The 15,866-nt window shown below is 71.9% G+C and carries 15 protein-coding genes; 6 read left to right on the plus strand and 9 right to left on the minus strand.

Features of this window, described 5'->3' with window-relative positions; all coding sequences use genetic code 11:
- Positions 1-44: 44 nt before the first annotated feature.
- Positions 45-665, plus strand: coding sequence for a DUF47 domain-containing protein (locus ACGRHY_RS14830; protein WP_237877824.1), 621 nt, complete (start codon positions 45-47; stop codon positions 663-665).
- A 5-nt stretch (positions 666-670) separates the two neighbouring features.
- Positions 671-1,666 carry an inorganic phosphate transporter gene (locus tag ACGRHY_RS14835; RefSeq protein ID WP_394635813.1) on the plus strand — a complete coding sequence of 332 codons (996 nt, stop codon included), beginning with the start codon at positions 671-673 and terminating at the stop codon, positions 1,664-1,666.
- A 224-nt stretch (positions 1,667-1,890) separates the two neighbouring features.
- Here the strand turns inward: ACGRHY_RS14835 and pstB are convergent, their stop codons facing one another.
- From pstB to pstS, 4 genes are all read right to left on the minus strand, one after another.
- Positions 1,891-2,667 carry a phosphate ABC transporter ATP-binding protein PstB gene (pstB, locus tag ACGRHY_RS14840; protein ID WP_394635814.1) on the minus strand — a complete coding sequence of 259 codons (777 nt, stop codon included), beginning with the start codon at positions 2,665-2,667 and terminating at the stop codon, positions 1,891-1,893.
- Between the two features lie 32 nt (positions 2,668-2,699).
- The gene (gene pstA, locus ACGRHY_RS14845) at positions 2,700-3,776 is read right to left on the minus strand and encodes a phosphate ABC transporter permease PstA (RefSeq protein WP_394635815.1); all 1,077 of its coding nucleotides are present in this window, start codon (positions 3,774-3,776) and stop codon (positions 2,700-2,702) included.
- Complete coding sequence (gene pstC / locus ACGRHY_RS14850) at positions 3,776-4,771, minus strand: phosphate ABC transporter permease subunit PstC (RefSeq protein ID WP_394635816.1); 996 nt, start codon at positions 4,769-4,771, stop codon at positions 3,776-3,778. The genes pstA and pstC overlap by 1 nt, the downstream gene beginning before the upstream one ends.
- Before the next feature lie 138 nt (positions 4,772-4,909).
- A complete protein-coding gene (gene pstS, locus ACGRHY_RS14855; protein WP_394635817.1) occupies positions 4,910-6,037 on the minus strand; it encodes a phosphate ABC transporter substrate-binding protein PstS in 1,128 nt (375 codons plus the stop codon).
- Between the two features lie 337 nt (positions 6,038-6,374).
- Here pstS and ACGRHY_RS14860 point away from each other — a divergent pair, with 337 nt between their 5' ends.
- Both ACGRHY_RS14860 and ACGRHY_RS14865 read left to right on the plus strand, forming a co-directional pair.
- Positions 6,375-7,577, plus strand: coding sequence for a C40 family peptidase (locus tag ACGRHY_RS14860; protein ID WP_394635818.1), 1,203 nt, complete (start codon positions 6,375-6,377; stop codon positions 7,575-7,577).
- Between the two features lie 168 nt (positions 7,578-7,745).
- Positions 7,746-9,002: a PP2C family protein-serine/threonine phosphatase gene (locus ACGRHY_RS14865; RefSeq protein ID WP_394638056.1), complete on the plus strand. Its 1,257-nt coding sequence runs from the start codon at positions 7,746-7,748 to the stop codon at positions 9,000-9,002.
- A gap of 65 nt (positions 9,003-9,067) precedes the next feature.
- Here ACGRHY_RS14865 and ACGRHY_RS14870 read toward each other — a convergent pair whose 3' ends face one another.
- The 4 genes from ACGRHY_RS14870 to ACGRHY_RS14885 all read right to left on the minus strand — a co-directional run bounded on the left by ACGRHY_RS14870 (position 9,068) and on the right by ACGRHY_RS14885 (position 12,007).
- Positions 9,068-9,418, minus strand: a complete 351-nt coding sequence (locus tag ACGRHY_RS14870) for a DUF2516 family protein (protein ID WP_394638057.1) — start codon at positions 9,416-9,418, stop codon at positions 9,068-9,070.
- A gap of 94 nt (positions 9,419-9,512) precedes the next feature.
- A complete protein-coding gene (locus ACGRHY_RS14875; RefSeq protein ID WP_394635819.1) occupies positions 9,513-10,259 on the minus strand; it encodes a hypothetical protein in 747 nt (248 codons plus the stop codon).
- Positions 10,260-10,275: 16 nt separating this feature from the next.
- Positions 10,276-10,689 (minus strand): helix-turn-helix domain-containing protein, encoded by a 414-nt coding sequence (locus ACGRHY_RS14880; protein ID WP_394635820.1) that lies wholly within the window; start codon positions 10,687-10,689, stop codon positions 10,276-10,278.
- Between the two features lie 238 nt (positions 10,690-10,927).
- Positions 10,928-12,007 carry a DUF368 domain-containing protein gene (locus ACGRHY_RS14885; RefSeq protein WP_394635821.1) on the minus strand — a complete coding sequence of 360 codons (1,080 nt, stop codon included), beginning with the start codon at positions 12,005-12,007 and terminating at the stop codon, positions 10,928-10,930.
- Positions 12,008-12,374: 367 nt separating this feature from the next.
- Here ACGRHY_RS14885 and wrbA point away from each other — a divergent pair, with 367 nt between their 5' ends.
- On the plus strand, positions 12,375-12,986 hold the full coding sequence (gene wrbA, locus ACGRHY_RS14890; RefSeq protein WP_394635822.1) for an NAD(P)H:quinone oxidoreductase: 612 nt from the start codon (positions 12,375-12,377) through the stop codon (positions 12,984-12,986).
- 69 nt (positions 12,987-13,055) lie between these two features.
- Here wrbA and ACGRHY_RS14895 read toward each other — a convergent pair whose 3' ends face one another.
- Positions 13,056-15,125 (minus strand): flavin monoamine oxidase family protein, encoded by a 2,070-nt coding sequence (locus ACGRHY_RS14895; RefSeq protein WP_394635823.1) that lies wholly within the window; start codon positions 15,123-15,125, stop codon positions 13,056-13,058.
- 136 nt (positions 15,126-15,261) lie between these two features.
- On the opposite strand from ACGRHY_RS14895, the gene ACGRHY_RS14900 reads away from it, so the two are divergent.
- A complete protein-coding gene (locus ACGRHY_RS14900; protein WP_394635824.1) occupies positions 15,262-15,810 on the plus strand; it encodes a GNAT family N-acetyltransferase in 549 nt (182 codons plus the stop codon).
- The last annotated feature ends 56 nt before the right edge of the window (positions 15,811-15,866 follow it).

The following is a 15,866-nucleotide window of genomic DNA, read 5'->3' on the forward strand; positions in this document are numbered from 1 at the left end:
CTAGCATCATCGAGACCGACAACGATGCACCTCGAGGAATCCCAGTGCGCTTTCGTCTGACCCCCAGGGAGACGAGCTTCTACGACATGTTCGCGGCCTCCGCGGACAACATCGTCACGGGCTCGAAGCTCCTGATGGAACTGCTCGGGGCGGAGACCTCGGCCCGGGCCGAGATCTCGGAGCGCATGCGTGCCGCCGAGCACGCCGGTGACGACGCCACCCACGCGATCTTCCACCAGCTGAACTCCTCGTTCATCACGCCGTTCGACCGTGAGGACATCTACCGGCTCGCGTCGTCGCTCGACGACATCATGGACTTCATGGAGGAGGCCGTCGACCTCGTCGTCCTCTACCAGATCGAGGAACTGCCCAAGGGCGTCGAGCAGCAGATCGAGGTCCTGGCCCGGGCGGCCGAGCTGACCGCCGAGGCGATGCCGAACCTGCGGACGATGGCCAACCTCACCGAGTACTGGATCGAGGTCAACCGGCTGGAGAACCAGGCCGACCAGATCCACCGCAAGCTGCTGGCCCATCTGTTCAACGGCAAGTACGACGCGATCGAGGTGCTCAAGCTCAAGCAGATCGTGGATGTCCTGGAGGAGGCGGCCGACGCCTTCGAGCACGTGGCGAACACGGTGGAGACCATCGCCGTCAAGGAGTCCTGAACCACGTGGACACCTTCGCGCTCGTACTGACCGTCGGGGTCGCGCTCTTCTTCACCTACACCAACGGCTTCCACGACTCGGCGAACGCCATCGCCACCTCCGTCTCCACCCGCGCGCTCACCCCCCGGGCCGCGCTGCTGATGGCGGCGGTGATGAACCTGGCGGGTGCCTTCCTGGGCAGCGGTGTCGCCAAGACCGTCAGCGAGGGGCTGATCGAGACCCCGAACGGACAGAGCGGGATGGCGATCCTGTTCGCTGCGCTGGTCGGGGCGATCACCTGGAACATGATCACCTGGTACTTCGGTCTGCCGTCCTCCTCCTCGCACGCGCTGTTCGGCGGCATGGTGGGTGCGGCGCTGGCGGGTGGCATCGCGGTGTACTGGTCCGGGGTGTTCTCGAAGATCGTCATACCGATGTTCGTCTCGCCGCTGGTCGGCCTGCTGCTCGGCTACCTGGTGATGGTGGCCATCATGTGGCTGTTCCGCAGTGCCAATCCGCAGCGGGCCAAACGCGGCTTCCGCATGGCCCAGACGGTCTCGGCCGCGGGCATGGCGCTCGGCCACGGCCTGCAGGACGCGCAGAAGACGATGGGCATCGTGGTCATGGCCCTGGTGATCGCGGACGTCCAGGACCACGGCGAGATCCCGATCTGGGTCAAGGTCGCCTGCGCGCTGATGCTGTCGCTGGGCACGTACGCCGGAGGCTGGCGGATCATGCGGACGCTGGGGCGCCGGATCATCGAACTGGACCCGCCGCAGGGCTTCGCCGCCGAGACGACGGCGGCGTCGGTGATGTACACCGCCTCGTTCATGTTCAACGCCCCGATCTCCACCACCCATGTGATCACCTCCGCGATCATGGGTGTGGGCGCCACCAAGCGGGTCAGCGCGGTGCGCTGGGGGGTGGCCAAGAACATCGTGCTCGGCTGGTTCATCACGATGCCGGCCGCCGCGCTGGTGGCCGCGGTGAGCTACTGGGCGGTGAGGATGGTCGCGGGCTGAGCCCGTGTTGCGGTGGTGCGGGGGGTGTTCGGCCGGGGGTCCGGGGGTGCCTCCGGGGGGGCCTGGGCGGTGAGAATGGTCGCGGGCCGAGTGCCGCGTTCGGCGGCCGCTGACTCGGGACATGGGACGCCCGCCCCCCGGGAGCCGGGGGGCGGGCGTTTCGTCTTGCGGTGGCACCGCCATGCAGCACCGCAGACGGCCGGGACGGGCCGGAGCCGGCCGGATCAGCCGAAGCGGCCCGAGATGTAGTCCTCGGTGGCCTGGACCGAGGGGTTGGAGAAGATGCGCTCGGTGTCGTCGATCTCGATCAGCTTGCCGGGCTGGCCGACCGCCGCCAGGTTGAAGAACGCGGTGCGGTCCGAGACGCGCGCGGCCTGCTGCATGTTGTGCGTCACGATGACGATCGTGAAGCGCTCCTTCAGCTCGCAGATCAGGTCCTCGATGGCGAGGGTGGAGATCGGGTCGAGCGCGGAGCAAGGCTCGTCCATCAACAGAACCTGGGGCTCGACCGCGATGGCGCGGGCGATGCACAGCCGCTGCTGCTGGCCGCCGGAGAGGCCGGAACCGGGCTTGTTCAGGCGGTCCTTGACCTCGCTCCAGAGGTTGGCGCCCTTGAGGGACTTCTCGACGACGTCGTCGAGCTGCGACTTCTTGTAGGAGCCGTTGAGCCGCAGGCCCGCCGCCACGTTGTCGTAGATCGACATGGTGGGGAACGGGTTCGGCCGCTGGAAGACCATGCCGATGGTGCGGCGGACGGAGACCGGGTCGACGCCCCCGGCGTACAGGTCCTCGTTGTCGAGCATCACCTTGCCCTCGACGCGCCCGCCGGGGGTGACCTCGTGCATGCGGTTGAGGGTGCGCAGGAAGGTGGACTTGCCGCAGCCGGACGGGCCGATGAAGGCGGTCACGGAGCGGGGCTCGACGGACATCGAGATGTCCTCGATCGCCTTGTGGGAGCCGTAGTACGCGGTGAGGCCGCTGACGTCGATGCGCTTGGCCATGGGAATCACTTCTCTTCTGCTCGTGCGGCCGGTCAGCGGCCGGTCTTCGGGGCCTTCCAGCGGGCTATGCCGCGGGCCACCAGGTTCAGGATCATCACGAAGGCGATCAGCACGAGGGCCGCCGCCCAGGCGCGGTCGTAGGAGGCCTCGTTGCCGTTGGCCCACTGCTCGTAGACGTAGTACGGCAGGGAGGACTGGGCGCCCTCGAAGGGGTTGTTGTTGATCGACTGGGCGCCGAACACCAGCAGCAGGATCGGCGCGGTCTCACCGGCGATACGGGCGACGGCGAGCATGACGCCCGTGGTGATGCCGCCGATCGCGGTGGGCAGCACGACCTTGAGGATGGTGCGCCACTTGGGCACGCCCAGTGCCAGGGACGCCTCGCGCAGCTCGTTCGGGACGAGCTTGAGCATCTCCTCGGTGGAGCGCACGACGATCGGCATCATCAGGATCGCCAGCGCCATGGCGCCGGCGAAACCGGAGTAGCCGAAGTCCAGGATGATGATCCAGAAGGACAGGACGAACAGGCCGGCGACGATCGAGGGGATACCGGTCATGACGTCGACGAAGAAGGTGACGGCCGTGGCGAGTTTGCCGCGCCCGTACTCGACCAGGTAGATCGCGGTCAGCAGGCCGATCGGCGCCGCGAGCAGGGTGGCGATGCCGACCTGCTCGATGGTGCCGATGATCGCGTGGTAGATGCCGCCGCCGGGCTGGAGGGTGATCACGCCGCTCATCGAGTGGGTGAGGAAGTACCCGTCCAGCACCTTGGTGCCGCGTGCGATCGTCTCCCAGATCAGGGAGGCCAGCGGGAGGACGGCGACCAGGAAGCTGACCCAGATCAGGCTGGTGGCCAGCCTGTCCTTCGCCTGGCGGCGGCCCTCGACGGCCGTGGTGAGGGCGTAGGTGGCCGTGACGTAGACGATCGCGGCGATCAGGCCCCACTGGATGCGGCTGGCCAGGCCGAACGCCAGGCCGGCCCCGGCACCGACGCCTGCGGAGAGCAGTGCGAGGCCGACGGGGGCCCAGCGCGGCAGGCGGGGCTGCTTGAGGGTGCCGCCGGAGGGCGGCACGGTGACCGGGGGCTTCTCCATGACTGCGTTGCTCATCAGGCGTTCGCCCCCGAGTACTCCTTGCGGCGGGCGATGATCAGCCGGGCCGCGCCGTTCACCAGAAGGGTGATGACGAACAGGACGAGGCCGGACGCGATCAGGGCGTCACGGCCGGTGTCGCCGGCCTCCTTGAAACCCGCGGCGATGTTCTGGGCGAAGGTGCCGCCGCCGGGGTTGAGGAGGCTGACGTTGATCAGGAAGTTGGGGGACAGGACGGTGGCGACCGCCATCGTCTCGCCCAGCGCGCGGCCCAGGCCGAGCATCGAGGCGCTGATCACGCCGGAGCGGCCGAAGGGCAGGACGGCCATCCTGACGACCTCCCACCGGGTGGCGCCGAGCGCGAGCGCGGCCTCCTCCTGCATCTTCGGGGACTGCTTGAAGACCTCGCGGCTGACGTTGGTGACGATCGGCAGGATCATGATCGCCAGCAGGATGCCGACGGTGAACAGCGAACGCGGGGCGCCGCCGCCGTAGGAGAGGATGCCCGTCCAGCCGAAGAACTGGTCGAACCACTCGTACAGGCCGGTCAGGTGCGGTACCAGGAACAGGGCGCCCCACAGGCCGTAGATGATGCTGGGGACGGCGGCGAGCAGGTCCACCACGTACGCCAGCGGGGTGGCGATCCGGCGCGGCGCGTAGTGCGAGATGAACAGGGCGATGCCGACGGCCACGGGGACCGCCAGGGCCATCGCGATGATCGAGCTGACGATCGTGCCGTAGGCCAGGACCGCGATGCCGAAGACCGGCGGGTCGGCGTTGGCGCTCCACTCGAAGGTGGTGAGGAAGTTGCCCTCGTTCTCGGCGAGGGCGACCAGGGTGCGCCAGGTGAGGAAGACCGCGATGGCGGCCATGATCACCAGCAGCGTGATGCCGGAGCCCTTGGAGAGGCCGAGGAAGATCCGGTCGCCCGGACGGGTGGCGGAGTCCTTGGCGGAGGGGCCTTTCGGTGGTGGATTCTGCGGGGCGGTGGAGGCTGTGGGTGCTATGTCCATGGTTTCTCCGGTCTGGTTAGGGGTGTCATCCCCTGGCGGCGGTGCACCGGATGGGTTGGTCGCGTGCGGAGCGGTTTCGTGTGCGGACGCGGCCGTGCGGCCGGCCCCGCTGGGGTGCGGGACCGGCCGCCTGCTGCGTCAGGAGAGGGAGGAGACGGTCTCGCGGACCTTGGTGATGATCTCGTCGGGGATCGGGGCGTAGCCGGCCTCGGCCAGCGCGCTCTGGCCGTCCTCGCCGGCCGCGTAGGTCAGGAAGGACTTGGTCAGGTCCAGGGACTCCTTGCTGTTGCCCTTGTCGCAGACGATCTCATAGGTCACCAGGACGATCGGGTAGGCGCCCTCGGCCTTGGTGGCGTAGTCCAGCTCCATGGCCAGGTCGCTGCCCTCGCCGACGACCTTGCCGGCGGCGATGGCCGCGGAGGCGTTGTCGACGGTGGCCTCGACGGGCTCGGCGGCGCCCGTGTCGAGCTTCACGGTCGGGATGTTGTTGCCCGTGGCGTAGGACAGCTCGAAGTAGCCGATCGCACCGTCGTTGTTCTTGACGTTGGTGGCCACACCGGAGGAGCCGTCGGCCGACTGGCCGCCCTTGCCGGCCCACGCCTTGGCGGGCTCGTACTTCCAGGCGTCGGGCGCGGCGGCGTGCAGGTACTCGGTGAAGTTGTCGGTGGTGCCGGACTCGTCGGAGCGGTGGAAGGCCTGGATCTTGGTGGACGGCAGCTTGGCGTCCGGGTTCAGCTTCTTGATCGCCTCGTCGTCCCACTGGGTGATCTTCGAGTCGAAGATCTTGGCGATGGTCTCGGCGTCCAGGACCAGGCCGTCCACGCCGGCCAGGTTGTAGCCGACGGCCACCGGGCCGCCGACCATCGGCAGGTTGATGCCCTGGCCGCCCTCGCAGACCTCCTTGGACTGCTCGATCTCCTCCTCCTTCAGGGCCGAGTCGGAGCCGGCGAAGCCGGTCTTGCCCTGGAGGAACTCCTGGATGCCCGCGCCGGAGCCGGTGGGCTTGTAGTTGACCGCGGCGCCCTCGCAGGCCGCCTGGTAGTTCTTGACCCAGATGTCCATCGCGTTCTTCTGGGCGCTGGAGCCGGACGCGAGGAGGTTGCCCTCGCCGTCGCACTTGATGTTGCTGGCGGCCTTGGTGCTGCCGCCCTCGTTGCCGCCCCCGGTGTTGTCGTCCGAGCCACAGGCGCTCAGGACCAGTGCGCTGGAAACCACGGCGGCGCCGACGGCGAGAGTGCGGAGCCGGTTGGTGGGCTGAAGCTTCACTTCGTTCAGTTCCTTCCTGGGGCCCGCCGGTGGGGACGGCAAGCGGTGAGGTGTGTCCGGGTCTCGTTGTTCAGCATGCGGGGCGGTCCGCGTCCGCCGGCGACCGGGCGCGCTCCCCATGAGGCCGAAATTAGGCAGGACAGGTGAAGCGCCCGACGGCCGAGAGTGAACGAGAGGTGAACCTCGGTGGACGGTGCAGTTGACGTGGCCGCCGGTGCGTCGCGGACGTGGGCCGGTCCGCGCCCTCTGTCGCGTAAGTGGCCGACGTGGCACCATCCCCGGCTGTGACTCGTTGCGCGCGGGTAGGGACCGTGTGACGTGTGTGGAAGGGGGACGCGTGGAGCGGCAGGGGGGCGGCGCCGGTACGGCACGCCGTGGGAGGCCGTCGGCGGGCGCCGTGTCCGTGGGGGCGGCCGTCTGCGCACTGGTGTGCGCGCAGTTCGCGCTGCTGGTGGCGCCGGCGGGGGTGGCCCGCGCGGAACCGGGCGGCCCGGGTGCGGAGGGGAAAGGCGGCGTCCAGACCTCGCCCGCGGCCCCGGAGCCCGGAAAGGCGGGGGAGCCCGGGGCGGCCGGAGGGCCGGACGAGGACGCCGGCGATGGTTCCGCCGCGCGTCTGGAGAAGCTCCGCAAGAAGATCGAGAAGCTCCACGACCGGGCCGAATCGGCCACCGAGGAGTACAACGCGGCCGACGAGCGGGCCGGGAAGCAGCGGCGCGAGATCGTGCGGCTGGCCCAGGCGATCGTGCGGACCCGGGGGCAGCTGGACGATCTGAGGGACAGGGCCGGGGCAATGGCCCGCGCGCAGTACCGCGGCGGCGGTCTGCCGCCCTCCGCACGGCTGGTCCTCGGTGACGATCCGGAGGACTTCCTGCGCGACCTCGGTCTGCTCCACAAGGGTGACCAGGCGGCCAGGGGGCTGATCGCGAAGCTGCGGACGGCCAACGAGGATCTCGACGAGTACGCGGACGAGGCCACCGGCCGGTGGGCGAAGCTGGAGGCGGACCGCAAGCGCAAGGCCGGGGCCAAGAAGGACATCGAGGCCGAGCTGGCGAAGGCCGAGAAGCTGGAGTCGCGGCTGGAGGCCGACGAGCTGGAGCGGCTGCGGGAGCTGGAGGACGAGGCTGCCTGGGCCCGGCAGGCGCGCTGGCTGGAGTCCGGCGTGCTGGAGGAGATCGACCAGCGGGCGTCGGCGCGCGGCAGGAAGGCCATCGGGTACGCCATGGCCCAGATCGGCAAGGACTACGAGTGGGGCGCCGAGGGCCCGGGCACCTTCGACTGCTCGGGGCTGACACTGCGTGCCTGGGAGGCGGCGGGCCTGCGGATCCTGCGCACCTCGCAGGAGCAGTGGAGACTGCTGCCGCGGGTGGAGATCACCGACATGCGACCGGGCGACCTGATCGTCTACAAGCGTGACGCCAGCCATGTCGGCATGTACGTCGGCGACGGGGTGATGGTCCACGCGCCGCGGACCGGCCGGCAGATCACCACCGCGGGCGCGGGGTCGCTGCCGATCCTCGGCGTGGTGCGGCCCGACGCGTAGACTGCCTCGGTTGGTTACCCGTCGGCCATTTGGCATATGCCACAAGGCATTCCGTGCAGGGCCCCGGGGCGGCTATGGTCGCCCGGGGCGTCTCCACCCTGACGCCTGTGTGCCCTCGGGGGAGGGAAGAGGAATTCTGGCATGCCCGTATCGATGGGCGACGAGGTGATGACCGTGGCGCTGCCGCGGCAGTCCGCCGGCCCGAAGGCCGGTTCTCCCGGGCCCTCCGGGCCGCCCGGCGGGCTGAACCTGCTCGTCGTCGAGGACGACCCGGCGGGCTCCCTGGCCATCCCCGAGCTGCTCGACGCCTCCGGGGGCCGGGTGAGGGTCCGTACCGCCCGCAACCTCACCGAGGCCGAGCGGCTGCTCACCGACGACGTCCACTGCATCCTGCTCGACCTGGCCCTGTCCGACGGCGCCGCCGCCGGGGGCGCCCAGGAGGAGAGCGGCGACGAGCTGGACATACTGCGCCGGGTGCTGCGGCTCGCGCCCCGGCACGCGGTACTGGCGCTCACCGCCGAGGACGACGCCGAGCGCGCGGCCGAGGCCGTGCGCGTCGGGGCGCAGGACTTCCTCTTCCGCGACGAGCTGGACGGCCGGGTGCTGAGCCGGGCCGTCCGCTACGCGGTCGAGCGCAAGCGGGCGGACCTGGCCCAGCGCCAGCTCACCGAGTCCCGGCTGCGGGCCCAGGAGAACGCCCGGCTGGAGCGCGGACTGCTGCCGACCCCGCTGCTGGACGGCTCGGAGCTGCGGTTCGCCGCCCGCTACCGGCCCGGACGCTCCCGGGCGCTGCTCGGCGGCGACTTCTACGACACCGTGCGCACCGCGGACGGGACCGTCCACGCCATGATCGGCGACGTGTGCGGGCACGGCCCGGACGAGGCGGCGCTGGGGGTGGAGCTGCGGATCGCCTGGCGGGCGCTGACCTTCGCCGGGCTCTGCGGCGACCAGCTCCTGAGCACGCTCCAGCGGGTGCTGGAGCACGAGCGCTCCAGCGACGAGATCTTCGCCACACTGTGTACCGTCGACATCGCGCCGGACGGCCGGCGGGCCGGGCTCTGCCTGGCCGGGCACCCCGCGCCGCTGGTGGCGGGCGGCGGGCGCGGGCCGCGGCTGCTGCCGCACCACGAGGAGGGCGGCGGCCCGGCGCTGGGCGTCCTGCCGAAGGCGCGCTGGCCCCGCACCCAGGTGGAGCTGGGCGGCTCGTGGAGCCTGATGATGTACACCGACGGGCTGATCGAGGGCCGGATCGGCCAGGGCGAGCAGCGTCTGGGCCAGGAGGGCATGCTCGGGATCGTCGGCCACCGGATGGCCGCCGGGCTGCGCGGCGAGGAGCTGCTGGACGCCGTACTGGCCGAGGTGCGGGAGCTCAACGGCGACGAGCTGACGGACGACGTGGCGGTGATGCTGCTCGACCGGGGCTGACCCCGGACGAGCGGCGGGCCGGGCCACGCGGCCCGGCCCGGTCGGCACCCCGTTCGCCCGGCGGCTCAGCGCCCGCCGTTGTACGGGCCGTAGGGGCCGTCGCTGCTGCTGCCGCGGCGGAAGCCGCCCCGGCCGCCTCCGCCGCCCCCGCCGATCTGGACGAGCGCGGGCCGCACGTCGACCATGTAGACGATATTGGCGATCAGCCCGGCGATGGTCAGGAAGAGCATCCCGAGGAAGAGGTTCACGGCCACCGTGATCCCCAGGATGATCAGCCAGAAGCCCTTGGTCTTCTTGTCCGCGGCGCGGTAGGCGTCCTCACGGCGCAGCGCGGCGTCCACGAAACAGAAGACGCTGAAGATGAGCAGGCCCAGGAACACCCAGGACATCAGCCCGTAGAAACCGTCCAACAGCACGCTGGCCACCATCCCGTCCATGAGCCGGTCGTCGGCCCTCCACGCTACCGGTCGGGGGACCGGACACGAAGTGCGTGCCCGGTCCCGGCGGCGCTCACTCCTGCGGCTTGTCCGTGGGCAGCTTGTCCGACGGCGACGAGGCCTTCTGGGAGGAGGACCGCTTCGCGGCGGACTGCTTCGCGGCGGTCTTCCTGGCGGCGGTCTTCTTCGCGACCGTCCTGGGGGTCTCCCCGGCGGCGGACTTCCTCGCGGCACCGGTCCTGGAGGCCGCGGTCTTCGAGGCCGGGGTCTTGCCGGGGGTGGCCCGGCGGGTGTCGCCCATCTTGGGGCGCGGCTTCTCCTCCTTGCCGCCCGCCTCGACGGTCACGGCCTCGCCGACCTTGCGCGTGCCCTTCACCGGGAGCCCGCGACCGGCGCCGGCGCCGTTCTTCTCTCCGTTCCCGCCGCCGTCCTTCTCGCCGCGCCACGTCCCCACCGCGCCGCGGCCGCGCTCGGCCAGCCCGCCGTATCCCTCACGCGCCTTGACGGCGTACTCGGCGGCGAGCCCGACGCTCTGGAGCGCCAGGTGCTGGGCCTGCTCGCGCAGCTTCCTCAGATCGGAGTCGAAGCCGGACAGTACGGTGGTCAGCCGCGACTGGGTCTGCTTGGCCTGTTGGGCGAGGCGCTCCTGCACGGCCTTGGGGTCGGCGGCCTTGTCCTTGACCGCGGCCAGGCGCTCGGGTGCCGTCTCGCGGATCTTGTCGATCACGCCCGCCGCGAAGTACAGCGGGGTGGGGTCGGTCAGCGCCTTGCGGAGGTCCGCGGTCTTGTTGGCGGCCTCGTCGGCGGTCTTCTCGGGCATGAGGGTCTCTCCTGGGTTACGGGGTCTGGGGCTTCGCGCCGGCGGAGGGGGCGTCCTCGGCCTCCGGGCCGGAGGCGTCCTCGGTGTGTCCGTTCTCCTTGCGGAACGACCCGTAGATCTGGAGCAGCACCTGCTTCTGCTGCTCGCTGATCGACGTGTCGGCCAGGATCGCGCTGCGCACCTCCAGCCCCGCCTGCTCCTTCTCGTCGAGGATCCCGGCGCGGACGTAGAGGGTCTCGGCGGAGATCCGCAGTGCTCTGGCGAGCTGCTGGAGGATCTCCGCGCTGGGCTTGCGCAGCCCCCGTTCGATCTGGCTGAGGTACGGATTCGACACCCCGGCGGCATCCGCGAGCTGCCGCAGGGACAGCTGCGCGCTGCGCCGCTGCTCCCGCAGGAACTCGCCGAGATTGCCGACATGCAGTGAAGCCATGTCCTCACCGTGCCTCTTTCCGCTAACTTTTGCAAGCAACTGCTTGCAGGAGTGTCATCCGGCGCGTCCCGCACCCGGGCAGACCGACGGTCTCGCGGTCCATCCGGCCACCCTCGGCCACCCCCTTCCGCACGTCGGCCCGGACCGCGGCGCCACCGGTGTCCGGCCGCTGAAACGCCGGGGGCGGGGAGGACACCGGCGGTGTCCTCCCCGCCCCCGGCGGCGTCTCTGGCCCGTCTCAGCCCTCGGCGTCGTGCCGCGGCGGCACCGCGCCCGCGTACGGCTGCGCCCCGGCGCGGTGCCGGCCGCCCGCGCCGTCGGGCGCGGCGCCGGCCTCGGCCGCGCGAGCCGCCGCCTCGCGCCGGTTCTTGGTGATGTGCTCGGCCACGGCGAACCCCGCGACCACGACGAAGCCCAGCGCCGCGAAGCCGATCGCCGCGCCGAGCTGGTCGTCCGGGGCGAGAAGGGCCCGGTCCTCGTCCTGCCAGGGCCACAGCGCCCGCAGGCAGCCCGCCACCACACCGGTCAGGATCACCAGGGTGATGCGCTGCCGGTTCTCCAGCAGCCACTGCATCAGCTTGACGAACGAGGCCAGGCCCAGGAGGGCGCCGAGCGCGAACAGGCCCAGGTAGCCGAAGTCCCGTTCGTTGACGGCGGAGAGGGTGCGCTCGTACAGCCCGAAGGTCAGCAGCAGGAACGAGCCGGACAGGCCGGGCAGCACCAGGGCGGAGATCGCGATCGCCGCCGCGGCCACGATGACCAGCGGGGTGGCCTCCACCTCGCCGGGCGGCAGGCTGACGATCACGAAGGCGGCCGCCGCGCTCACCAGGGCGACGACTGCCTCGCCCGGCCGCCAGGAGGAGGAGGCGCCGTTGGGCAGCGGAGCCCGGGATGCGAGGGAGAACGGTACCCACAGCGAGGCCAGCACCAGGCCGAAGAACAGGGCCCGGCTGTGCACCGGCTGCTCCTCGACCCAGCCCTCGACCAGCCCGGCCATCAGCACCAGCGCGGCGAACATGCCGACCACCAGCGGGACGATGACACGCCACTGGACCTGGCGCACCTCGTGGACCGCCCGGGACGGTCCCCGCCCCCGGGGGAGGTCGGCCAGCGCCAGCCGGACGCCGGTGACCAGGCGGCTCGCCGAGCCGATGGCCGTGTCGTACACGCCGACCACGAGGGCCACGGTGCCGCCGCTGACGCCCGGGACGGTCTCCGCGGTGCCTATCAGGGCGCCGCGCACCAGGTTGAGGCCGTGTGCCGGCCAGGACGACGATGACGGCGGCTTCGCTGCCCTGTGTCGCTGGGTTTCCCCCACCAGAGCTCCTTCGGTGCTGGTCGAGTGCTGTGGGACTGTCCGCACGCCGGTTCCCGGGATTGCCGGGGCGGGCGTCGCAGACACATTGTTCCCGATGCCGTATCCCGCCGGTCGCCGGAGTCGGCCGTGCGGCGGCCCCGGTCCGGCGCCGGCCTTCCTGCGGGGGCGCAGGGGGTCTGACCGGCTTGCGGTGTGGAATCCGTCGCCGGCCGCGGACCGCGTGACGTCTCCCGCGCCACCGTGCCGCCATGGCACCGCAAAGCGGGCGAAAGGCGTGAAAAGGTGCATAGGGTGGCGATCGGCAGACGGTGAACGGAACGCGCCGGCGTCCGAGCGGCCGCCGGCGCGGGCAAGGAGTCGGAATCAGATGAGCGATGTCAAGCTGTCCGTGATCTACTACTCGGCGACCGGCACCATCCACAAGATGGCCGAGCGTCTGACCGAGGCCGGGAAACAGGCGGGCGCGGAGGTGCGGCTGCGGCAGGTCGACGAGCTCGCCCCGGAGGAGGCCATCGCCTCCAACGCCGCGTGGAGCCAGCACTTCGACGACACCAAGGACGAGCCGAAGGCCACCGCCGACGACGTCGTGTGGGCCGACGCCGTGCTGTTCGGCACGCCCACCCGGTACGGCAACGTCGCCAGCCAGCTCAAGCAGTTCCTCGACACCCTCGGCCCGCAGTGGCAGCAGGGGCTGCTCGCAGACAAGGTGTACGCCGGCTTCACCGCCTCCCAGACCGCCCACGGCGGCCAGGAGTCGACGCTGCTGACCCTCTACAACGTCATCATCCACTTCGGCGGCCTCGTCGTACCGCCCGGCTACACCGACCCGCTGAAGTTCACCGACGGCAACCCCTACGGCGTCTCCCACGTCACCGGACCGGACAACGACGCCCCGCTCACCGACGCGGAGTACGCGGCCCTCGACCACATGGCGCGGCGCGTGGTGCGCATCGCGGGCCGTCTCAGGGGCGAGGGCTGACGGCCCGCCGTGCGGGCGGCCGGGTGAGGGCGGGTGACGGGCCGCCCCCACCCGGCCGCGCCGGGCAGGTCAGGCCCGGTGGACCTCCAGCGCCGTCCGCACCGCCGACTCCAGGGCGCCCTCGATCCACGCCGTCCTGATCGAGGTGTGGTCGCCCGCGAAGAACAGCGGCCCCTCGCGGCGGCCCAGCAGCGGGAACAGCTCGGTGTGCTGGCCCGGCAGCAGCACGGCCGCCTCGCCGTACGCGTACGGATCGCGCTGCCAGCTCTGGGTGCGCCCGGCCCCGGTGTAGAGGACCTCCACCCGCTGCCCGTAGACCTGCTGCACACCGCGCAGGGCGTACGGGTAGCGGGCTTCGTCGTCCAGGCAGTCCCAGCGCCTGGCGTCGTCCGCCCAGCTGTAGGAGGCCAGCAGGACGCCGCCCTCGCTGCCCGCGACCCGGTGCGAGGGATTGAACATGAACCGGTTGGGGTTGTCGCACACCGACCCGCCGCCGGACACGCCCGCCGCCTCCGGCTGGTCCCGGGAGATCCAGCGGCAGGCGGTGTAGTGCACGCGCTGGGCAGCCGAGATGCGGCCGCGCGGCACGGACGGGTGCGCGCCCAGCAGGCTGCCGTCGTCCGGCGCCCTCCCCAGGCGGTAGGCGTCGTACAGCCCCGGCCGCACCCGCTCCAGCTCCCGCCGCCAGTCGGCCTCGTCGAACTCCCACCAGCGGCGGCTGAACTCCAGCAGCACCTTGGTGGCGCTGTCGTAGTGCAGCTCGGTGACCGCCCGCCGTTTGCCGTACGACAGCGGAGGGGCGATCTGGACGTGCCGCAGCCCGGAGAAGGGCACGGTGAGGACCGCGCAGTCGCCGGTGAACTGTTCGCGCACCACGGCGCCGTCGCGGCCCTCGGAGACGGTGTCGATCCACACCGCCGGGCCGTCGGCGCCGATGTGCGGGGTGCCGTCGCTTCCGCCGCGTCCGTCCCCGCGGTACTCGACGCGGGTGGCGCGGCGGTCGAAGCGCACCGGGATCTTCAGGTTTCCGAGCTCCTTCAGCAGCGCGTCCACCAGGGTGGCGGTGCCGCCCTCCAGTTCCCAGAAGACGGTGCCGGGGTTGATCAGGGACCAGCCGATGAAGCTGTGCAGGAAGGACAGGGGCAGGCGGGAGGTGAGGTTCTCCAGGGTGCCGATCAGGTCGATCGTGCGCTCGTCGAATCCGGCGTGCTCGGTCAGGAAGCGGTGCATCGACCAGCCGCCGAACCTCCGGACCACCCGGGCCCAGCCCTCCAGGCACTCCGGCAGCGGTTTGTTCACGCGCTTCCCGTCCGGCCCGGCGGTGCTGTACTCGTCGCGCACCGGATCCAGGGCCCGGCCCAGGATCTTTGCGGCGGGGACGTCCAGGTACTTCCCGGGTACGCCGAAGGATCGGTTGACCGCCCGCGGGTCCTTCACGTAGTCGGCGCGGCGCATCCGTACGCCGTTGACGGCGATCCAGGTGCGGTACGCGGGCCTGCCGCCGGCGTCCACGTCCACCAGGTGGAAGCGGCGGCGCTTCAGCCCCAGCTCGTCGATCAGCCCCATGACCAGCGGGTGGCTGCCGGGGATGCGCATGGCCCCGGCCTCCGCGTACTGCTTCGGGTCGGCGAAGGGCTGTTCCGCGCCCTCGTGGCCGCCGGTGCGGAAGGTCTTGATCCGGCCGCCGGCCCGGTTGCCGTTGGCCTCGACGACGGTGACGCGGTGCCCGGCCCGGCCCAGCAGCAGGGCGGCGACCAGCCCGGCCGGACCCGCGCCGACGACCAGCACCTCCTTGCCGGGAGTGCCGGGCGTGCCGGGCGCGCCGGTCTTCGCGGCGCCGGAGCGGGGCAGGCCGCCGCCGCGCAGGACCCCCTCGTACCGGGGGGCGAGCTCGGCGCCGTCCTCGTCCAGCAGGAGGATGGCGCGGGCCACCGCCAGGCAGGCCTGCCGGTCGGCGTCGCCCGAGGGTCCGGGGGAGCCCTCGGGGAGGGGCCTGTCGGTCGGGGCGGCGGCGGGTGCGGCAGGGGCGGCCGCGCCGAGCCCGGCGACGGCGGCGGCCGTCGTGGCTCCGGCGGCGAACCGCCGCCGCGACAGCGACGGGGCGGTTTCGGTGGTGTGATGGTCTTCGTGAGGGGCCATGGCTTCTGATTAAGGCCGCGCCGCCCCGGCGGGCCGTCGGCGCACGGCACGACCAGCCGGATTCCCCCGTACGGGAGCGGCTTTCGGGTGTGAAAAGCCGTTGGGCAGCGGCGCACGTCTTGGGCAGTGTGCCCCCATGGATCTCATGAGCTCCGCCCACGTCGCCCTGCGCCGCCTGGACGAGGCGCTGCTGGACGCCCTGGCGGCCACGGCCGCCGCCGACGCCGACCCCGGCGAGGTGATGCCGCCGGCCGGTGAGGGCGGTCCCGGCTGGACGGCCGCCCGGCGCGAGGCGTTCGTCCGCTTCCACCGCTCGCGCTCCCTGGGCGCCGACCCGGCGGAGACCGTGTACGCCGTCCTCGTCACGGAACCGGGTCGGGACGGCCGGCCGCGGGAGGCGGTCGCCGGGGCCGCCCGGCTGGCTCCCGCCCCGGAGCCGGGCGAGGTCGAGGCAGGGCTGTGGCTCGGCCGCTCCCACCGCGGACGGGGCGTCGGCACGGCGGTGTTCGCCCTTCTCCTCGACGAGGCCCGCGCCGCCGGCGCCACCCGGCTTCTCGCCCGTACGGACGCGGCCAACGCCGCCTCCCGCCGCCTGCTCGCGGCCGCCGGGGCCGGCCTGGAGCTCCGCGGGGACGGGACGGCCACGGCGCGGCTGCCGCTGACCGGCCGGCGCCGGCCGGCCTGATGTTGCGGTTGAAGCGGAAGAGGTTGTGAGGGTCGTGGGCGGCCTTGAGGGCGGCC

The sequence above is a fragment of the Streptomyces shinuiensis genome (assembly GCF_043660855.1).
Lineage (GTDB): Bacteria > Actinomycetota > Actinomycetes > Streptomycetales > Streptomycetaceae > Streptomyces.